Origin of the sequence: Ningiella algicola (assembly GCF_028401415.2) — a bacterium.
In the GTDB taxonomy this organism is placed as follows: Bacteria; Pseudomonadota; Gammaproteobacteria; order Enterobacterales; family Alteromonadaceae; genus Glaciecola.
The window spans coordinates 752,672-770,925 of the sequence record NZ_CP171821.2 but is presented as its reverse complement, the minus strand read 5'-3'; the positions used below and the strand labels follow the sequence as shown (position 1 = coordinate 770,925).

Here is an 18,254-nt window from a genome sequence, read left to right as displayed (position 1 = left end):
GTGTCAATGTGACGTCTTTTTAATGAATTGTATAAAAATAGAAACAATTTCGTTATCAATAGGATACATATACCAATTAACGCAGCAAATTAGGCTGTATGATTCACATTCTTTATCTGTGCTTTAACAATAAGCAATGCGATGTGAACAAAGCTCAACTAATATTTAAGCGTCTTTAAATAGCGCTGGCGCTTTTCCTATGCAAACTAAAAACGTGCAAGATACAAACCAAGTGCAATCCAAGAAACACCTTGAAGATCGCGACCACCTAAGCGATGTAACCCTTACCGATGAGGTCAATATCATATCCAACGGCCTTGTTGACATTCCTATGCTTCAATTATTAGATGAGACCGGAAAAGCGAGTGATAAATTACGTTTGCCTGAGATGAATAAAGAAATGGCAATCAAGATCCTCGAATCCATGCACTATACACGACTACTGGATGAACGGATGATTGCCGCGCAGCGTCAAGGTCGTATCAGCTTTTATCTCGCTTGCCGCGGTGAAGAGGCATCTACTGTTGCCTCTGCCGCAGCGCTCTCTAGCAAAGACATGATCATGTCGCAATATCGAGAGCAGGGTACGTTAGTATTTCGCGGTTACAGTACCCAGCAATTCATGAATCAGATGTTTAGTAATCAGGAAGACCCGAATAAAGGCCGTCAAATGCCGATTCACTATGGTGATAAAGCGCTCAACTTTATGACGGTTTCTTCGCCTCTAGGCACACAAATTCCCCAAGCGTCGGGCTATGCTTATGGACAAAAGATGGCGGGTGAAGAAGCCATTACTATTTGTTATTTTGGAGAAGGCGCTGCGTCAGAAGGGGATTTTCATGCCGGTCTGAATATGGCGGCGGTATTAAATTGCCCCTGTATCTTCTTTTGTCGGAACAATGGCTATGCCATATCTACACCTGCTAGTGAGCAATTTGCCGGGGACGGTATTGCATCTCGTGGAATCGGCTACGGCGTTAAAACCATACGAGTAGACGGAAACGATGTACTTGCGGTATTCAGCGCAACTCAACTTGCACGAAAAATCGCCCTAGAAAATGATTGCCCCGTACTCATCGAGGCGATGACTTACCGATTGGCTGCGCATTCCACAAGCGACGACCCAAGCGGATACAGAAGTAAAGACGAAGAAGATAAGTGGGCGCAAAAAGACCCAGTAACCCGCTTTGAGGCTTGGATAGACAGCCAAGGGTGGCTCAACTCAGATGCCCTAAATACGTTCAAAGAAAACACGAGAGCGGATATTCTAAGCTCCCTAAAGGTAGCTGAAAAAGTCGCGGTCAATCCGATTGAAGATATCATTGAAGATGTCTATGACACGCCGCCCTGGCACTTGAAGCAGCAGCTGAGCGAGCTAAAGCAACACATTGCTAAGTATCCACAGGCGTACCCGAAAACATCCGGGAGGAATGCATAATGGCGCAAATGAATTTACTACAGGCGGTTAACAACGCGTTGATCACCGCTATGGACGACGATGAACGCGTTATGGTATTTGGCGAGGATGTGGGGCACTTCGGCGGCGTGTTCAGAGCCACCTCAAACTTGCAACAAAAATACGGTAAAGGCCGCTGCTTTAATACCCCTTTAACCGAACAAGGCATTATTGGCTTTGCTACTGGGCTTGCTTCTCAAGGCTCTATTCCCGTGGCAGAAATTCAGTTTGGTGATTATATTTTCCCAGCCTTTGACCAAATCGTAAATGAAACCGCTAAGTTTAGATATCGCTCAGGTGGTCAGTTTTCGGCGGGCACGCTTACTATTCGCACACCTTATGGTGGCGGCATAGCGGGTGGACACTATCATTCGCAATCGCCAGAAGCGTTTTTTGCGCACATCCCCGGTATGAAAGTAGTGATCCCGCGAAATCCTTACCAAGCAAAAGGCTTATTGTTAGCCTCAATTCGCGACGACAACCCTGTTCTATTTATGGAGCCAAAGCGCCTATATCGGGCTTCGGTAGGCGAAGTCCCCGAAGAGGACTACACCCTAGCGCTTGGAAAGGCTGATATAGTCAAACAAGGCAGCGACATCACCTTGTTGGCTTGGGGCGCGCAAATTGAAATTATTGAAAAAGCCGCTGAAATGGCCGAAGAACAAGGCATTTCTTGCGAAATCATTGATTTGCAGAGTATTCTTCCTTGGGACGCAGAAGCGGTGTTTAATTCCGTCTATAAAACCGGGCGTTTGCTCATTAATCACGAAGCACCCTTAACCGGCGGCTTTGCCAGTGAAATAGCAGCTAGCGTTCAGCAAGAATGCTTTTTGTATTTGGAAGCGCCCATTGCCCGAGTCTGCGGTTTAGACACGCCGTATCCGCTAGCGCATGAGAAAGAATACATGCCGGATCATTTAAAAACCTTTGAAGCGATTAAACGCACAATGGACTATTAGGAGAGATATGATGAAAGACTTTATCTTGCCTGATATTGGCGAAGGCATTGTGGAATGTGAGCTATTAAAGTGGCTGGTAGCAGAGGGTGACGTCATCAAAGAAGACCAAGCGGTTGCTGAAGTGATGACTGACAAAGCAACAGTAGAGATTCCTGCTATGTTCGACGGTGTGGTAGAAAAACTGTATTACAAAGAGGGTGATATTGCCAAAGTGCACGCGCCTTTATTTGCCATGCAAACGGAAAAAAGCGCAGAGCAATCTACTCAGCGTACCGAGGCGTCAGCGGATATACAATCCAGTACGGACAGCACAAGCAATACTGCGCTTGAATCCTTTGTATTACCAGATATTGGCGAAGGGATCGTTGAATGCGAAATTGTTAAATGGAGCGTTTCAGAAGGCGACGAAGTTGAAGAAGATCAAGTCATCGTTGAAGTGATGACGGACAAAGCGGTTGTTGAGATTCCTGCGAAGCATGCGGGTAAAATTGCCACTTTGCATTACAAAGAAGGCGACATAGCAAAAGTCCACGCGCCTTTGTTCGACTTAATGTTGGATTCAGCAAGTACAAGCCCTCAAATGGCCACATCACCGAGCACGCAAGCCACTGTTGATAGTGCCCATTCATCTAACATTGCGCCGAACTCTGCCGTACCCGCAAGTACTGCGTCACGTACCAGTAAGCAGGGTGAAAATTTTGAAGCGCCTATTTCATCTACCAAAGCCATCGCAAGTCCTGCTGTACGTCGTTTAGCGCGAGAGTCGAATGTGAGTTTAGATACGCTCAAAGGCTCGGGTAAAAAAGGGCGTATTTTGAGAGCCGATGTTTTGAGAGCGGCAGAAGATCAGAGTATGCAGACATCTGTTGTAGATGAACAAAGCGCTAGTGCAATTTTGCCAGCTGCATCTGCAAATAACACTGGTGCAAAGAGCATGTTAGGGTCATCGGATCGTGTCGAAGCAATAAGCGGCATTCGCGCAGCAATGGCTCGACAAATGTTAGCAAGTACAACAACGATCCCTCATTTCAGCGTTAGCGATGAGCTGGTGATGGATAACTTGATAGCCCTTAGAAGCTCATTAAAACCGCAGTTTGAGAAAGAGGGTATTAAGCTTAGTTTTATGCCGTTTTTCATTAAGGCGCTTTCTTTAGCTATGCTCGAATTCCCAGTGATAAACAGTCGATTAAACGAGCAGGGTACTGAACTAAGCTACCTGTCTAGCCACAATATAGGCCTAGCGGTAGATTCTAAAATAGGACTACTCGTACCTAGCATTAAGAACGTACAGTCTTTGTCGCTTAAAGAGGTGGCTGTTGAGCTTAATCGACTCGTAGAGAATGCGCGAGAAGGGCGCTTGTCAAAGTCAGATATAAGCGGCGGCACAATCAGCATTTCAAACATTGGCGCGATTGGCGGGATCACAGCTACGCCAGTCATTAACAAGCCAGATGTGGCGATTGTTGCCCTAGGAAAAACCCAGAAACTGCCTCGTTTTAATGAAAAAGGTAAGGTATTTGCTCAGCATGTAATGATGATCAATTGGTCAGGCGATCACCGCGTAATTGATGGCGCAACCATGGTTAAATTTAATAATCGATGGATGGAATTTCTAAGGCACCCCGAGCAAATGCTGGTGAATTTACGATAGTGATATTGACATGAGAATGCCAGAACAGTACTACCCATATAGCGCAGTTTTTCGTTCGCGAAAAACTGCGCAAGTGAGCAGAAAAGCGCACAATTACCCAACTGTATTGCTTTCCTTGGAGTAGCCTCGTTACTCACATATGGCCTTGAGCCCTTATCCGTGTTGTACTTACAATAATTAGCGGCATCATTGCCCAATCTGGTGTATCTTTTGCAAATCACGATTGTTGAATGGCATTTATCAGTTAATAAGGCCTCGTCGCGCAGCAGAATAATGCTATCTAAACTGCTTTAGGTAGAACAGCAAGGTTCAATAAAACGGAATACTCAGCATGGCAAGCCAAGGAGCCAATGCATCATGATGACACTAAAATGGACAACGGATGTTAAGCCCCACGAGCTCGGCAAAATAGAGCAGCCCTTTGTGGCAGTCAGTTATGTCACTCGTGCATACAAAGACAAGTTCAACCCTGAAGTGCGCGGTATCGATGAGGTGATTAAGCGCTTTTCAGCCTTTCGCATGGCGCAGCGCGACAGCAACACCTTTGATAAATTAATTAAAGCAATAAACGAAGGCGACATTGTGCTGATGCACCACCACAGCAACATGCCGTTTTCTCCCGTGTTTATTGCAAAAAAGCCGAGCGAAAATCAAAACAGTGAAAACGCTGATACAGCAAGCGAAGACTCGCCAACATCTGAACATGTAGAATACGAAGTAAATCCTTCCCTGCAGGGCAGGTACATGTTTGCTAGAAGTAAATTTACGCATTTACGGCAAGGCTTTTATTGGTCTAAAGCATCAATGCCTAAATCGGATATCAGTGAAGTGTTGGGTGATGAGATAGCTGAAGATAGCTTTGAAGGCAACGAAATTGCACCAGGTAGCGAAGCTACGCAAGAAATCACAGAAGAAGCCACCGCCAACCTTGAATTGGATTATTGCTTTGATGACCAATCCCCTGTGGATAATATTCCTTTTGAAGTTATCGACAGCGCCGGCACCAAACACACGGGTACGCTTAGCCAAGGCAAAGCCAGCTTAAGCGGGTTGCCAACGGGCAGCTGTGAGATTAACTACGTAAGCGACAGCGATGCAATAGACGCTGAAATTACCCAGCTTAAAACCGAACTCTCAAGCGCACTTGACGCTATGATTGCTGAGGTCAAAGTGATTGCCGAACGAGAAGATGCCATCTTTGAACAAGAGAGCTTTATTAGCCAGTACTTTATCCGCAAAGGAGCGCAGCTCACTGGATTGTATGAAGGCGGTAAAAATCTTGTGGTTGGCGTATACGACTTAGCCGTATTGCTGGGCGAAATACGAGGAGAAGCAAGAGATGCCGCCTTTAACGTGCTTAAAAAGCTCGCCGCAGGCGATGTTGAAGGCATAAAACGAGATTTAGAGACCTTACTCGCCTACAGCGCCAAACAACTCGGCGATTTAGCCCAAGCCTTTGAGTTATTGCTCGCCATTGCAGATGACAAATCCCTGCTCAAACAAATAGCCACCTTCCCATACAACTACATTGACGCGCATTCTATTGTGGATAAAGAGCGCATGGGCGGCATCTTAGCCTTTGAAATTCTTTTAGCCGTGCTCACCGCTGGCGCAGGCGCAGCGGTATCGGCCGCGAGTAAATCGAAATATTTACTGAAAGCCAATACGGCGCTGAACAAAATAGCTAAGTTACTCAAGCGCAAAAAACTGAGCAAGAAAACAAGCCCAGCACTGAAGCAAGGGGACAATCTTGATGCGAATACTGCTCCTAAGAAGCAATTGGCGCTTGAGGATAAACCGAAGGTGGTGCCCAAAACCTCACCCGATGAAACCATTTTAGAAGCGGGCTCAAAAGGTGGATGGAATAAAGCCTTAAATGGTAAATTAACTCCTAATCACAAGTACATTGTTGGCGCCTATACCTATCACACCGACGAGCTTGGACGCGTCACTAAAGTCACTGGTAAACTTGACTTAGAGAAAATGGATAGAAATACTTATCAGCAATACAAAGCAGGGGAGCAGGGCGGCATAAAAGATGGCTTAGCGGATGATGAAGGTGGCCATTTAATTGCTTCCATATTCAAAGGTCCAGGCGAGCAGATAAACTATGCGGCAATGGATGGGAACTTGAATAAAGGCGCATGGAAACGCATGGAGAACAAGTGGGCTGAAGCACTCAAAGGCGACCCACCGAAAACGGTGGAGGTTGAGATTAACGCTATTTTTGACGGGAACAGTAAGCGGCCATCATCTTTCGAGATTTTTTATGAAATTGATGGAGTTGAAAAGTTCTTACCACTCGAAAATAAGCCTGGAGGATAGATATAGATATGAATATTGATGAAATTTATAAAGAAATATCGTTAAGTATGCTCGATAACGTTGTTTGCTCAAAGTGGAAAAGAGCATTCCTTGACATTGAGTATTATGGCTCTGATGCTCTTGAGCTCGGTGGAGGTTATGACTCCCCAGAGGGCCTTTTTACCTCGTTTAAATTTCGAAATTTTAGCCGAAAGATAGTTCAAAACTTTCATGATTTGCACCAAATCACCACCGAAAACCCCAAAAACAATTGGAACCGCGCAAAATTCACGCTTTTCCCAGACGGCGAGTTCACAATAGACTTCAAATGGGATCAGGAATTGGCTGACGAAATTGAGCGCCTTGCCAATGAGGACTGACTTAGATGGTTAGTATACATCGCGTTGGTAACGCAAGCTATTAATCTGCGATGAGCTAGAAAAGCTTTAAACGTCTATCGATAAGCCTGTACAAATAAGTACTACAGTTACCAAAATAAGAGTTAGAACGCTTACTCGCCTACAGGGCCAAACAACTCGCTGATTTAGCCCAAGCCTTTGAGTTATTGCTCGCTATTGCAGATGACAAAGCCCTACTCAAACAAATAGCCACCTTCCCATACGACTACATTGACGCGCATTCTATTGTGGATAAAGAGCATATCGGCGGGATCCTAGCCTTTGAAATTCTTTTAGCCGTGCTCACCGCTGGCGCAGGTGCAGCGGTATCGGCCGCGAGTAAATCGAAATATTTACTGAAAGCCAATACGGCGCTGAATAAAATAGCTAAGTTACTCAAGCGCAAAAAACTGAGCAAGAAAACAAGCCCAGCACTGAAGCAAGTTTTGCAGATGATCCTAAGAAATTGGAAAAGACTTTCTATAAGCAACTTAAAGCTCAACAAGATGGGATTAATAAGATGTCTGTAGGGCGCTACTCAGATAATAGGCGCATGTTAAAGGAGCTAACCGAAGAGCATGGTTATAAAAAAGCACGCAGAATATTAACAGGTGGCGGAGCCGCTCAGGACGCAGCTAGATCTAAATTGCGGAGAGAAATGAAGCGCTCTATTTTAATGAGCCTTGATAAAAAGTTCCCCGATATGCCTGATGATGAAATAGAGAAATTGGCTTCAATAAAAGTAAAAGAGCAAATGTCTCAATTAGCGGCGCTTCACGACCCTGATATTATTGCTGGCGGCTACCCAGATAAAATAAAAAAAATGGGCAATACTCACGTAAATTCCTCGCTTGGGTCGCAGTGGTCTAAGGGGGGGCGGATTGGCGAGATGGATGCTGCGGCACTCGAGGCATTTAACACTTCTGGGCCAGATGCTAAAATGAACATCGAATTAGAGAGGTGCAAATGATGAACAGTGATTTTAAGCTAGATAAGCAATTTGGACGAATTATCCGATATCTAGGCAGCCCGACGAGCTCCATTCCGGTCTCGGATAGTGTTCTGGAGAAGTATGAAAACAAGCTCCCTAGTCGTTTGTTGGAATACTGGAAAGAGTTCGGCTTCTGTGGCTTTAAAGATGGCTATTTTTGGATTGTCAACCCTGACGACTACAATGAGATTTTGGCGCAGTGGCTTGAAGGCACCTCGATAGAAAACGATGACAACTACTACGTAATAGCGCGAAATGCCTTCGGTGAGCTTTTTGTTTGGGCAGAAAAAAGCGGTTTAAAATATACCATCGAAACATCGTTCGCATGGATTATCGAAAGCGAAGGGGCTGAAAAAGAAATTGCAAGCGGCAATGAAAACGACGCCCTTCAATTCTTTTTTGGCAGTACGGGGATGTTTTCAGATGAGTTAGAGCGCAATGACGATAATGGCAAGCCTTTGTTTGAACGCTGCAAAAAGAAGTTCGGCGCGCTGGATTACAATGAAATGTACACCTTCGAGCCTGCGGTATTTTTAGGCGGCGCATCTTCCATCAATAATATGGCGAAAGTGGATATTTTTGTGCAACTTTCCATGCTTGCTTCTTTCGGGCAAAAAGAGCTACTGGACGAAGCGGGTCTGATTGCAAAGGCGTTTTAAAATTGCTTATTTTTAGGCTGAGAAGATCATAGCTGAGAGTATCTACCTCATAATTATGTTGTTCGAAATCTTGGATAGCTCATCAGCGGAATAAACAACACGGCGATTTAGCCCAAGCCTTTGAGTTATTGCTCGCCATTGCAGATGACAAAGCCCTGCTCAAACAAATAGCCACCTTCCCATAAGACTATATTGACGCGCATTCTATTGTGGATAAAGAGCGCATGGTCGGGATCCTAGCCTTTGAAATTCTTTTAGCCGTGCTCACCGCTGGCGCAGGCGCGGCCGATACGGCACTGAATAAAATAGCTACGTTACTCAAGCGTAAAAATCTGAGCAAGAAAACAAACCCTGCATTAAAGCAAGGGGACAATCTTGATGCGAATACTGCCCTTAAGAAGCAGTTAGGGCTTGAAGGTAAAGTCAAAAAAGTTCGCGATATAGACAACTCTGATTTCGGCGCTTTCCTTAGAAAACGTATTGGTGACCCACTCGCAGTTATGCTAGATCCACATGCTCATCATATATTGTTTAAAAAAGGTTTAGGTGCAAAACAGCAGGCATTGGTGAAAGAGGGACAAGATCTCCTTAAAATGTACGATATCGATCCATTGTTTGGGAAAGAGAATCTTGCATGGGCGCCAAACCGCATAAAAGGACAGCACGATATAAAAGCGCTTCAACAAGTCATTGACAAGCTGAAAGAAACTGACGAGTTTTTTGGTACCAGAGATGAGATGGTAGAAGTATTGAAAGAATTAGCTGAAGTTGCTGCAAAAAGGAGATAAGTATAATGACCATCCCACAACAAATTATTCAAGCCATAAAGAACAAAGATGTAAAGCTGTTGAAAGAATTATTGTCTAAGAACCCTGACATTACACATGTAGTTACCCCTCTTGGCTCTTGGCTTCATATTGCAACTCGTCATAATGCAAAAGAAAGTGTGGAGTTTCTTTTGGAGCAAGGAATCGACGTTAACATTGAAGGTGGTGTTTCAAATTCCGGTCCGATCAATGCTGCAGCCAGTGAAGGGTATACTGAACTAGTAAAATTCTACTTAGAGAAAGGGGCGATCCTCGACACGTCAGAACCAGAAAAGAACCCCTTGTTTTCAGCAATTCATAATGGTCATGTAGATGTTGTTAAAATGCTATTAGATGCCAATATTGACACGAGCATTAAGTATTCAGGCTCTACTATGGAAAATATGGATGCGCTTGCATTTGCTAAAGAGTGGGGCAGGACGGACATTGTAAACATGCTTATAGAGCATAATAAAAGTAAAGGTTTACAACTTTGAGTTTTTACTTCCCTCAAGAGTTCCGAGTTTCTTTAATAAGTTCTTTTTCAGCCTTTTTGAAATATGAAGAATTACGCAGAGTACAGAATAAAGCGGGAAGATAAAAAATGGTACTTGAAGAGGTCTATCAGAAAATCGCATTGAATATGCATAGCAATATTGTGGGAGATTGGATATCTGCTTATATTGATTTCGAAAGGGAGGCTGACGACTCGTTCGGAATCAAGGGTGGGTATATCTTAACCAACAAACAGTTCAATTCATTTAAATTAAGAGGCTTTGATCGTGAAATATTTGACGATTTTGAGACGATATATGCCATCACGACCAAAAATGCGGACAGCAACTGGAACCGTGCGAGGTTCACTCTTTTCCCAGACGGCGAGTTCAGTATCGATTTTAAATGGGCCCAAGACTTAGCAGATGAAATTGAACGACTTTCAAATGAGGATTAATGATTAATTTCAGGTGTTTATTTGAAACACAAAGGCGACCCGCCGAACACGGTGGAGGTTGAGATTAATGCTATCTTTGATGGCGATAATAAACGGCCAAAGGCGTTTAAGATATTCTACGAAATTGACGGAGTGGAGGAGTTTATCCCGCTCAAAAACAAACCAGGGGGTTGAAACGGTGACTTTCGATCAATTAAACGAAGTAATTGCGAAAAACATGATCAGCAATAGTGAAATAAAATCTTTTGAAAGTTGCTCGCTCGATATTGAGTATTATGGTGATGACGCAATGAAATTTAGCGGTGGCTACACATGTGATGATAAGTCGTTCAAATCGTTCAAATCGTTCAAATTCAGAAAATTTGACGACAATATCATGGAGGTCGTTGATGAGCTTCATAAAGTTACTACTGAGAATCCTGACAATAACTGGAATCGTGCAAAATTTACTCTTTTTCCCGACGGCGAGTTCAGTATCGATTTTAAATGGGACCAAGACTTAGCAGATGAAATTGAACGACTTTCAAATGAGGATTAGTGGCGATTCACCCTGTAGCGCCATAATGTAAATGTTCCACAAACCAATACTTGTCCGTGCATATCAATACTAGGTTCGAAACTAAGATTTCATTAGTAATGCCAAGCAAGCTGACTTAGCATAGCAACGGTCTTTATTTTTTTGTGCTTATGTGTGCACAGCATGTTCAATGAGGTAAGCAAAGCCTTGCTAAGCTATCAGCATATATACCACGTTGGCAATCACGCAGATGTATTTAAACACCTCGTGTTGTCATGTCTACTGGCAAAGTTTAAAGCCAAACCAAAGCCTTTTTTTGCGCTCGACACACATGCAGGTCAGGGGGTATACCAGCTTTCTAACTTGCCAGCGAATGCCGACATCCAAGCCTTTCAGACTTTATTGTCATATTGGCGAGAGGCTAAAATTAGACCAACGGGTGCCGATGGCATTGATGATTATGTATCACTAATTGCGGATTTTGCCGAGCAAGGCATCTATTTGGGCTCATGCGCCTTAATGAATCAATTGGCGCGCGAGCAAGATAGTGTTCATTTAAACGAGTTGTCGGCAAATACATTTGCCATTCTTCGACGCTCAATACGACAACTCATTGCGCAGAGCAATACAACACTCCCCACGCCGCATTTTCACCAGCGTGATGCCTTTGAAATCCTCAATGCCCTAATGCCCCCAAAACCTAATCGAGGCTTTGTAATAATTGATCCGCCTTACGAACAGGCGCTCGAATACCAAGATGTGAGTTCTAGTGTACAAAAAGCATTGCTAAAATGGCCCAACGGCTGTTTTGTGATTTGGTATCCACTGCTGAGTCCTCGTAGAATAAATCGCAAAACTCAAGCCTTGGAAGATAATCCAAAAGCAGGCATGGCAGATCAGATGTTCAAGTCTTTTAAGCAGTTTTTATCAACCCAAAATGCGGATACATCATCTCGCATCAATAGCGCAATGCTGTGCGCTGAATTTGCCGTAAGCGATGCCAGTGACAAGCTTGGTATGTATGGCAGCGGCATGTGCATCATTAATCCTCCCTACCAATTTGAACAAAGCGTGAAGAGTGTACTAGCATTGTTGAGTGCGTCACTGCTTGAAAAGAAATGCGAAATACACGCGAGTGCAAAACACTTTAAACGCGACTATACGGCAGGCGTTAGTGCGCAATGGTATGTTGTTTCAACATGACTGAGCTGAGTATGAGCGATATAACAGCAACTGATTTACAAGCGAATAATGTGGCGCTTAAGCATTTCTATATTCCCGATGATCAGTCGGTATATTTGCTTTCACATAAAGATGCGAAAAAGCTTAAAGATTGGTTTGGCTTGTGCGAGTCGCAGCTGATTAAATTAGGCTACAGCAAGGTTGAACTGATTGGTAAAGGCGCTTTCGGGTTTGCCTTTAGCGGCGTATCGGCCAATGGTGAAGCGCACGTATTTAAGTTTTCGAAAGTCACCTTGCCTCAGCACATTCAAGACCGCCTAGAGGAAGAGGCATATATGCTAGGGCGCGTTGAGCATCATTTAGTACCTTCGCTGATTGAATTTCAAAAGGTTAAACGTCAGTCTATTTTAGTTATGCAGCGTGCGCCAGGTTTAGATTTGGAGCAATATTCGCTGCAGCATGGCCCACTACCTGTTCCAGAGTTGATCAGTATTTTGGTTCAGCTATGCGAGGTCCTAAGCGACCTCCGTACGCACAGCGATGGCGGCACGCTCAAGCCAATCGTGCATGGTGATGTGAAACCTTCAAACCTTGTATGGGAGCCACAAAGCAAACGGCTTTCCTTGATTGACTGGGGCTCATGCGTGTTTGCACAAGTGGATGAAAACCGCCAGTACGTGGGCGAAAGCGTGATGGATTTGATGTCAGGAGATTTGCATCAAACCAATGCACGCTTGGGCGATGTCTATTTTATCGGTGAAGAGCAGTTAAATGGCGCGCTGTCCTCCCCTCGTTTCGATGAGCAGGGTTTGGCAAGTACAATCTATGCACTAGCAAGCGGTCAATCATCGCGTTTTGGCAAAAAAGTCATTACGCCACATAATTTAGGGCTTCCACAGGCTTTAGCCGAGTGCTTGCATGCAATGCTCAGTGACGACTTAGACACACGTGATAAAGCGGGTGATTGGCTGTTTGCAAACTATCAGCACTTTAAGCGAATGGTGTTTGCGCCGGTTCATGAGGATCAAAAAATTTGTTTATTGCCAACGTGGATAAGCGGTATACAAAAAGATATTGAGACGGTGGTGTATAGTTCACGCAAATCGTTTTTACGCCAGCAATCGGGCTTCGACTCTGAAGAGCTTCGTTATTTGAATGACGCGCAGTTTGAGCGATACTACAAAAACTACCTTCAAGGCATGGGCGAAACGGAAAAGGCCTTTATTTCTGCCGTTAGCCGTTTGGGTAAGTATCCAGTCGTAGGCGGTTTGGCCATTCATTGGGAAGAAGATGGCATCTATGTTGATTCTAGCCTAAAGCTTTATGACCCTGCGCTTCAGGTGTCGTTTGACCGCTCAGTGGATAATCTCATTATTCTGGCGCGTGCAATTCGCCGAACGGGTATTTTCAAAAGTTGTATGTTTAATGCAAAAAATACCCTTCATTTCGAGCGCGATGACGAAAATACGCCATTTATGCCTGAGCAAAACGTTGCCATTCCTTATGAGCTGAGTAAAGTGTCAATAAGTGAAGATCAGAGCAGAATGCACTCTTACTTTGAAGATGGCGACGACCCAGATGAACTGCTAAAACTCCCAAGTGAGTTGCTGGAGTGCATCAAAGCGCTAAATGCGATCCACCATACCGGATGTATTATTTTCGAGGCCTTACCGAAACACCTTAAAGTACACAATTACTACACATTACTTGACCACAGCCAAGAGACGGCGTTTAACAAGCTTCTTGCAAGCATTATTGAACAAGTGCCTAGCATTAACGGACTCGGTATTTCTGGCTTTATGAAACTACCATATAAAGACACACGCAAATTTGAATACCAACATGTGTTGGAAACGCGTTATTATCCTCGCAATCCTCATCAAATGGATTAAACGCGTTTTTTACTGCGATTTTACAGATATAACAAGGGTTGAAATTTGTCAGAAGTAAGCTTAGAAAATCTCTTTAACTTAGAGACACTAGAAGCAGGTCTCTATCGCGGAAACTCATGGGATTTAGGCTATAGAGCCTTATATGGCGGTCAGGTCTTAGGACAGTCAGTGATGTCTGCCTACAAAACGGTGCCAAGTGGTCGTGTAATCCACTCTTTTCACTCGTATTTCCTGTTACCGGGTGACGCAAGTAAACCGGTTGTTTACGATGTGGAAAGGGTGCGAGACGGCGGAAGTTTTTCAACTCGGCGTATAAAAGCAATACAAAACGGGCGTAATATATTTTACATGACAGCTTCTTTTCAAGCTGGAGAGGCAGGGCTTGAGCATCAGCACGCCAATATGCCACGCGTACCATCGCCAGACGAGGTCATGCCTGACATTCAATACTACGACGACAATCTCGACAAACTATCAGAGCGCATGAAAGCGTCTCTTTGTTATCATCGCCCCCTAGATATCCGAAGTGTTGGCGGGCGCCAAGCGTTCATCGCACAAAAGCGAGAGCCTAATCGCAAAATTTGGCTGAGAGGGCGCGATGCACTCAGTGACGATATCACGGTGAATCAAGCTTCTCTGGCGTATGCATCAGACTATCATTTTCTATCGACGTCCTTACAGGCCCATGGTCTAGCAGTGCAAGATAAGTCATTACGAATGGCCACCATTGATCATGCAATGTGGTTTCATAAGCCGTTTAAGTTTGATGATTGGTTAATGTATGAAATGGAAAGTCCATTTTCCGGTAACGGACGTGCATTAGTACAGGGCAAAATATACGATAAAGACGGTACTTTGGTAGCGTCATCGGTGCAAGAAGGTCTGTTAAGGCAAGTGCAAAAGACCTAAGTTTAATACTGTTCCAAGGACATAACGATGTTGTATAGCTTAGACAAAGATACTGTAGATTGTGCTTCGAGCGCTTATATCGCGCCAGGCGCCCATGTAATGGGTAAAGTTAAGCTGCATGCACATAGCAGCGTTTGGTTTAACAGCGTGCTTCGCGGCGACTGCGACCTGATTGAAGTGGGAGAGGGTAGCAACGTTCAGGATTTATCTGTTTTGCATACCGACTATGGCTATCCACTCATCATAGGCAAAGGCGTGACCATAGGTCATAAAGTCATGCTTCACGGATGTACCATAGGTGATTACTCGCTCGTTGGTATTAATGCAGTTGTGCTAAATGGCGCGAAAATTGGCAAATATTGCGTAATTGGCGCAAACGCGTTGATTACTGAAAACATGGAAGTACCCGACAACTCAGTCGTGATGGGCAGTCCGGGTAAGGTCGTGAAACAAGTTAGCGTCGAACAGCAGTCCCATCTGGAAGCATCTTCTAAACACTATCAACAAAACGCGCAACGCTTTATGAATGGATTAAAGGTTCAACATAGCTAAAACTTGGTTCCCCAAAAAGAAAAAGGCCCGGAACATAAAGTTCCAGGCTTAGGGGAATGGCTCATTGCTGAGCCGTGCGCTAACTTAAAAACAAACTTCAGATGATAGAGCCCCGCTCAAGACTCCAACTACTATCTTCTGTATATCTATCCTTGATAGGGAGAAGCGTTTACAAAAACTGTATTGGGTCAATCACTATAGCGCATAAATTAACAAAAAATAAATAGGTTTTTGAAAAAATTCGTAAAAATGTTAAAAATAAGTGCTGTCTAAGAATTTTACAGCGCTTAAAAATTTATAGCTTACAAATACTTAGTCAAAGGTTTATACACAGGTTTTACCAGTTTATTCACCCGCTCTTCTCAGAGATTCCACAGCTTTATCCACAGAATGCGGGGTCATTTACGCGCATTTGCCATCATCTACTATCACGCTAAATTATAATGAGTATTGCGGGCGATATTTTTCATTTATAGTAGTCTTATAGCTCAAGCGAGCGTGCGCTAGAGTATCAGCAGCGCCGCGAGTTTTTAGTTCGGAGATTGCACGTGACATCATTTTCTACCTTTATTCCACCTCAACGAAAGCTCATGGGCCCAGGCCCTTCTGATGTGAGTGCGCGTGTGCTTGGAGCGCTCTCGCGTCCAACAATTGGGCATCTTGATCCAGCGTTTATCGGCTTAATGGATGAGACTAAACGTTTACTTCAATATGCCTTCAATACTCAAAATGCACTCACTATGCCTCTATCTGCTCCTGGATCCGCTGGCATGGAAGCGATGTTTGTGAATTTGCTTGAACCGGGCGATAAGGTAGTCATATGTGTTAATGGTGTATTTGGCGCACGTATGAAAGAAAACGCACTGCGTGTTGGGGCGGTAGTTGTCACAGTTGACGACCCTTGGGGCGAACAGAGCAAACCGGATAAAGTTGAACGCGCGCTTGAGCAACACTCTGACGCCATAGCGCTTGCCTTTGTTCATGCAGAAACCTCTACCGGTGTGCGAAATGATGCAAAAACACTGTGTGATATTGCCAAACGCCATGGCTGCCTGACGATTGTTGACGCAGTTACCGCATTGGCGGGTATTGAACTACGAGTAGATGATTGGCAAATAGATGCAATATATTCAGGCACGCAAAAATGCCTTTCATGTGTTCCGGGCTTAGCGCCAATATCCTTTAGTGATAAAGCAATAGAAAGAATTAAATCACGTAGACATCCAGTGCAAAGCTGGTTTTTAGACATGAATCTTATTGTTGGCTATTGGGGCGATGGTGCAAACAAAGAAGGACAAAAACGTGCGTATCATCACACCGCTCCCGTCAATAGTGTGTATGCACTGCATGAAAGCTTAGTAATATTGCACGAAGAAGGGTTGGCAAATAGCTGGGCGCGCCATGCAGACATGCATCAGTCTTTGAAGTCAGGACTTGATAAATTAGGTTTAGAAATGGCGGTTGATGAGGCATATCGATTACCTCAACTCAATGTCGTTAAGATTCCGCGTGGGGTCAATGACGCGCAAGTGAGAGCGCAACTTTTAGACCAATTTGGCTTAGAAATTGGTGCTGGCCTGGGAGAATTAGCAGGTAAGGTTTGGCGAATTGGGTTAATGGGGCATGGTAGCAATCAAAAAAACATTGATTACTGCATTGATTCGCTCTCTCGAGTACTTTAGCCTAAGCTCTAGCTAGGGAATAAAAATAAGAGCAATCGAGCAACATGCTGCACAAAATTTGGTTAGGATTTATCCTAAGTGCCTTCGTCGCCACATGCTACAGCGTATTTGTGGATGGAAATCTAGGCTCATTTCAAGAGGTAATGACGGCAGTCAATACCATGGCACGAACCAGCGTCGATATTGCAATTGGGCTCATTGGTTTACTTGCGTTTTGGTTAGGCATTTTCAAAGTTGCAGAAAATTCGGGATTGATCAAAAAGTTTTCAAGGCTACTGGCACCTTTGTTGTGTCGCATAATGCCTGATATTCCTCGCGATCATCCAGCCCTTGGCAGCATTACGATGAATATGTCTGCCAACATACTGGGGTTGGATAACGCTGCAACGCCTTTTGGCATTAAAGCGATGCAAGATATGCAAACCCTTGCACCCGTCAAAGACACACTCACTAATTCTCAAATCCTATTTCTTGTCCTTAACACTTCATCAGTCACCTTGTTTCCTATTGCGGTGTTTTTATACAGAGCTCAAGAGGGCGCCGCGCAGCCAACGGACGTATTCATTCCTATTTTACTGGCAACCAGTTGCTCAACCTTGGTTGGCCTATTTGTTACTTGCGCGGTACAGAGGGTGAATCTGTTTAACAGAGTCGTGCTGACGTATTTAGTGGGTGTATTTAGCTTACTAGCGGCGGTTATTCTCTATTTTGCTAAATTGGCGTCGGAGCAACTCGCGGCTCAGTCGAGCTTGATTGCTAACTTTGCTTTGTTTTTGTTTATTGTGATAGTGCTGCTAATGGGATTTTATAAAAAGCAAAATACCTACGAGCAGTTTGTAGAAGGTGCCAAACAGGGCTTCGAAGTCGCCATTAGCATTATCCCTTATTTGGTGGCTATGCTCTTTGCGATAGGGATGTTGCGTGCCTCGGGCGTGATGGAACTTGCCACAGGTGGTGTTGCGTCAGTGGTAGCTATGGTGGGCCTTGACACCATGTTTGTAGATGCTTTGCCTACCGCAATGATGAAACCGCTCAGCGGTTCAGGGGCGCGTGCGCTGATGATAGAAACCATGCAGTTTCATGGCGCAGACTCATTTGCCGGCCGCTTAGCCTCGGTTATGCAAGGCTCAACCGAAACCACATTTTATGTGCTTGCGGTGTATCTGGGCGCGGTGGGAATCAAACACAGCCGCTATGCTGTTGGGTGCTGTTTGGCTGCAGATTTGGCGGGTATTGTTGCCGCCATTTTGGTGAGCTATTGGTTCTTTGCTTAAGCATTACTGAGTGTGACAATTTGGCTTGCCTAGTGTCATTTTAATCTTGCATTATTCCCTTATATTCGAT

General features: G+C 44.4%; 19 protein-coding genes. All 19 read left to right on the top strand.

What is annotated here, in order from left to right; genetic code table 11:
- Positions 1-199: 199 nt before the first annotated feature.
- The gene (locus PN836_RS03470; protein ID WP_395343533.1) at positions 200-1,438 is read left to right on the top strand and encodes a thiamine pyrophosphate-dependent dehydrogenase E1 component subunit alpha; all 1,239 of its coding nucleotides are present in this window, start codon (positions 200-202) and stop codon (positions 1,436-1,438) included.
- Entirely contained in the window at positions 1,438-2,415 is a 978-nt protein-coding gene (locus PN836_RS03465; protein WP_395343531.1) for an alpha-ketoacid dehydrogenase subunit beta, read from the top strand. The genes PN836_RS03470 and PN836_RS03465 overlap by 1 nt, the downstream gene beginning before the upstream one ends.
- Positions 2,416-2,422: 7 nt before the next feature.
- Positions 2,423-4,066, top strand: a complete 1,644-nt coding sequence (locus PN836_RS03460) for a dihydrolipoyllysine-residue acetyltransferase (RefSeq protein ID WP_395343529.1) — start codon at positions 2,423-2,425, stop codon at positions 4,064-4,066.
- A 357-nt stretch (positions 4,067-4,423) separates the two neighbouring features.
- Positions 4,424-6,391: a DNA/RNA non-specific endonuclease gene (locus tag PN836_RS03455; protein ID WP_395343526.1), complete on the top strand. Its 1,968-nt coding sequence runs from the start codon at positions 4,424-4,426 to the stop codon at positions 6,389-6,391.
- Between the two features lie 8 nt (positions 6,392-6,399).
- Positions 6,400-6,750 carry an immunity protein YezG family protein gene (locus PN836_RS03450; protein WP_395343524.1) on the top strand — a complete coding sequence of 117 codons (351 nt, stop codon included), beginning with the start codon at positions 6,400-6,402 and terminating at the stop codon, positions 6,748-6,750.
- Between the two features lie 185 nt (positions 6,751-6,935).
- Entirely contained in the window at positions 6,936-7,298 is a 363-nt protein-coding gene (locus PN836_RS03445) for a hypothetical protein (protein WP_395343521.1), read from the top strand.
- A complete protein-coding gene (locus tag PN836_RS03440) occupies positions 7,289-7,738 on the top strand; it encodes a polymorphic toxin type 15 domain-containing protein (protein ID WP_395343518.1) in 450 nt (149 codons plus the stop codon). The genes PN836_RS03445 and PN836_RS03440 overlap by 10 nt, the downstream gene beginning before the upstream one ends.
- Positions 7,735-8,418, top strand: coding sequence for a GAD-like domain-containing protein (locus PN836_RS03435; RefSeq protein WP_395343515.1), 684 nt, complete (start codon positions 7,735-7,737; stop codon positions 8,416-8,418). The genes PN836_RS03440 and PN836_RS03435 overlap by 4 nt, the downstream gene beginning before the upstream one ends.
- A 209-nt stretch (positions 8,419-8,627) precedes the next feature.
- A complete protein-coding gene (locus PN836_RS03430; RefSeq protein WP_395343512.1) occupies positions 8,628-9,206 on the top strand; it encodes a hypothetical protein in 579 nt (192 codons plus the stop codon).
- A gap of 5 nt (positions 9,207-9,211) precedes the next feature.
- A complete protein-coding gene (locus tag PN836_RS03425; protein WP_395343510.1) occupies positions 9,212-9,721 on the top strand; it encodes an ankyrin repeat domain-containing protein in 510 nt (169 codons plus the stop codon).
- Positions 9,722-9,828: 107 nt separating this feature from the next.
- Positions 9,829-10,176 (top strand): hypothetical protein, encoded by a 348-nt coding sequence (locus PN836_RS03420; protein WP_395343508.1) that lies wholly within the window; start codon positions 9,829-9,831, stop codon positions 10,174-10,176.
- 21 nt (positions 10,177-10,197) lie between these two features.
- The gene (locus PN836_RS03415; RefSeq protein WP_395343505.1) at positions 10,198-10,350 is read left to right on the top strand and encodes a hypothetical protein; all 153 of its coding nucleotides are present in this window, start codon (positions 10,198-10,200) and stop codon (positions 10,348-10,350) included.
- Positions 10,351-10,354: 4 nt separating this feature from the next.
- Positions 10,355-10,714 carry an immunity protein YezG family protein gene (locus PN836_RS03410; protein ID WP_395343502.1) on the top strand — a complete coding sequence of 120 codons (360 nt, stop codon included), beginning with the start codon at positions 10,355-10,357 and terminating at the stop codon, positions 10,712-10,714.
- A 162-nt stretch (positions 10,715-10,876) separates the two neighbouring features.
- Positions 10,877-11,896 carry a 23S rRNA (adenine(2030)-N(6))-methyltransferase RlmJ gene (gene rlmJ, locus PN836_RS03405; RefSeq protein ID WP_395343500.1) on the top strand — a complete coding sequence of 340 codons (1,020 nt, stop codon included), beginning with the start codon at positions 10,877-10,879 and terminating at the stop codon, positions 11,894-11,896.
- An 11-nt stretch (positions 11,897-11,907) separates the two neighbouring features.
- Positions 11,908-13,767, top strand: coding sequence for a protein kinase domain-containing protein (locus PN836_RS03400; RefSeq protein WP_395343497.1), 1,860 nt, complete (start codon positions 11,908-11,910; stop codon positions 13,765-13,767).
- Between the two features lie 45 nt (positions 13,768-13,812).
- Complete coding sequence (locus PN836_RS03395; protein ID WP_395343494.1) at positions 13,813-14,676, top strand: acyl-CoA thioesterase domain-containing protein; 864 nt, start codon at positions 13,813-13,815, stop codon at positions 14,674-14,676.
- Between the two features lie 27 nt (positions 14,677-14,703).
- Positions 14,704-15,228: a gamma carbonic anhydrase family protein gene (locus tag PN836_RS03390; RefSeq protein ID WP_395343491.1), complete on the top strand. Its 525-nt coding sequence runs from the start codon at positions 14,704-14,706 to the stop codon at positions 15,226-15,228.
- 590 nt (positions 15,229-15,818) lie between these two features.
- Positions 15,819-16,910 (top strand): pyridoxal-phosphate-dependent aminotransferase family protein, encoded by a 1,092-nt coding sequence (locus PN836_RS03385; protein ID WP_395345442.1) that lies wholly within the window; start codon positions 15,819-15,821, stop codon positions 16,908-16,910.
- A gap of 44 nt (positions 16,911-16,954) precedes the next feature.
- Entirely contained in the window at positions 16,955-18,184 is a 1,230-nt protein-coding gene (locus PN836_RS03380) for a nucleoside recognition domain-containing protein (protein WP_395343488.1), read from the top strand.
- The last annotated feature ends 70 nt before the right edge of the window (positions 18,185-18,254 follow it).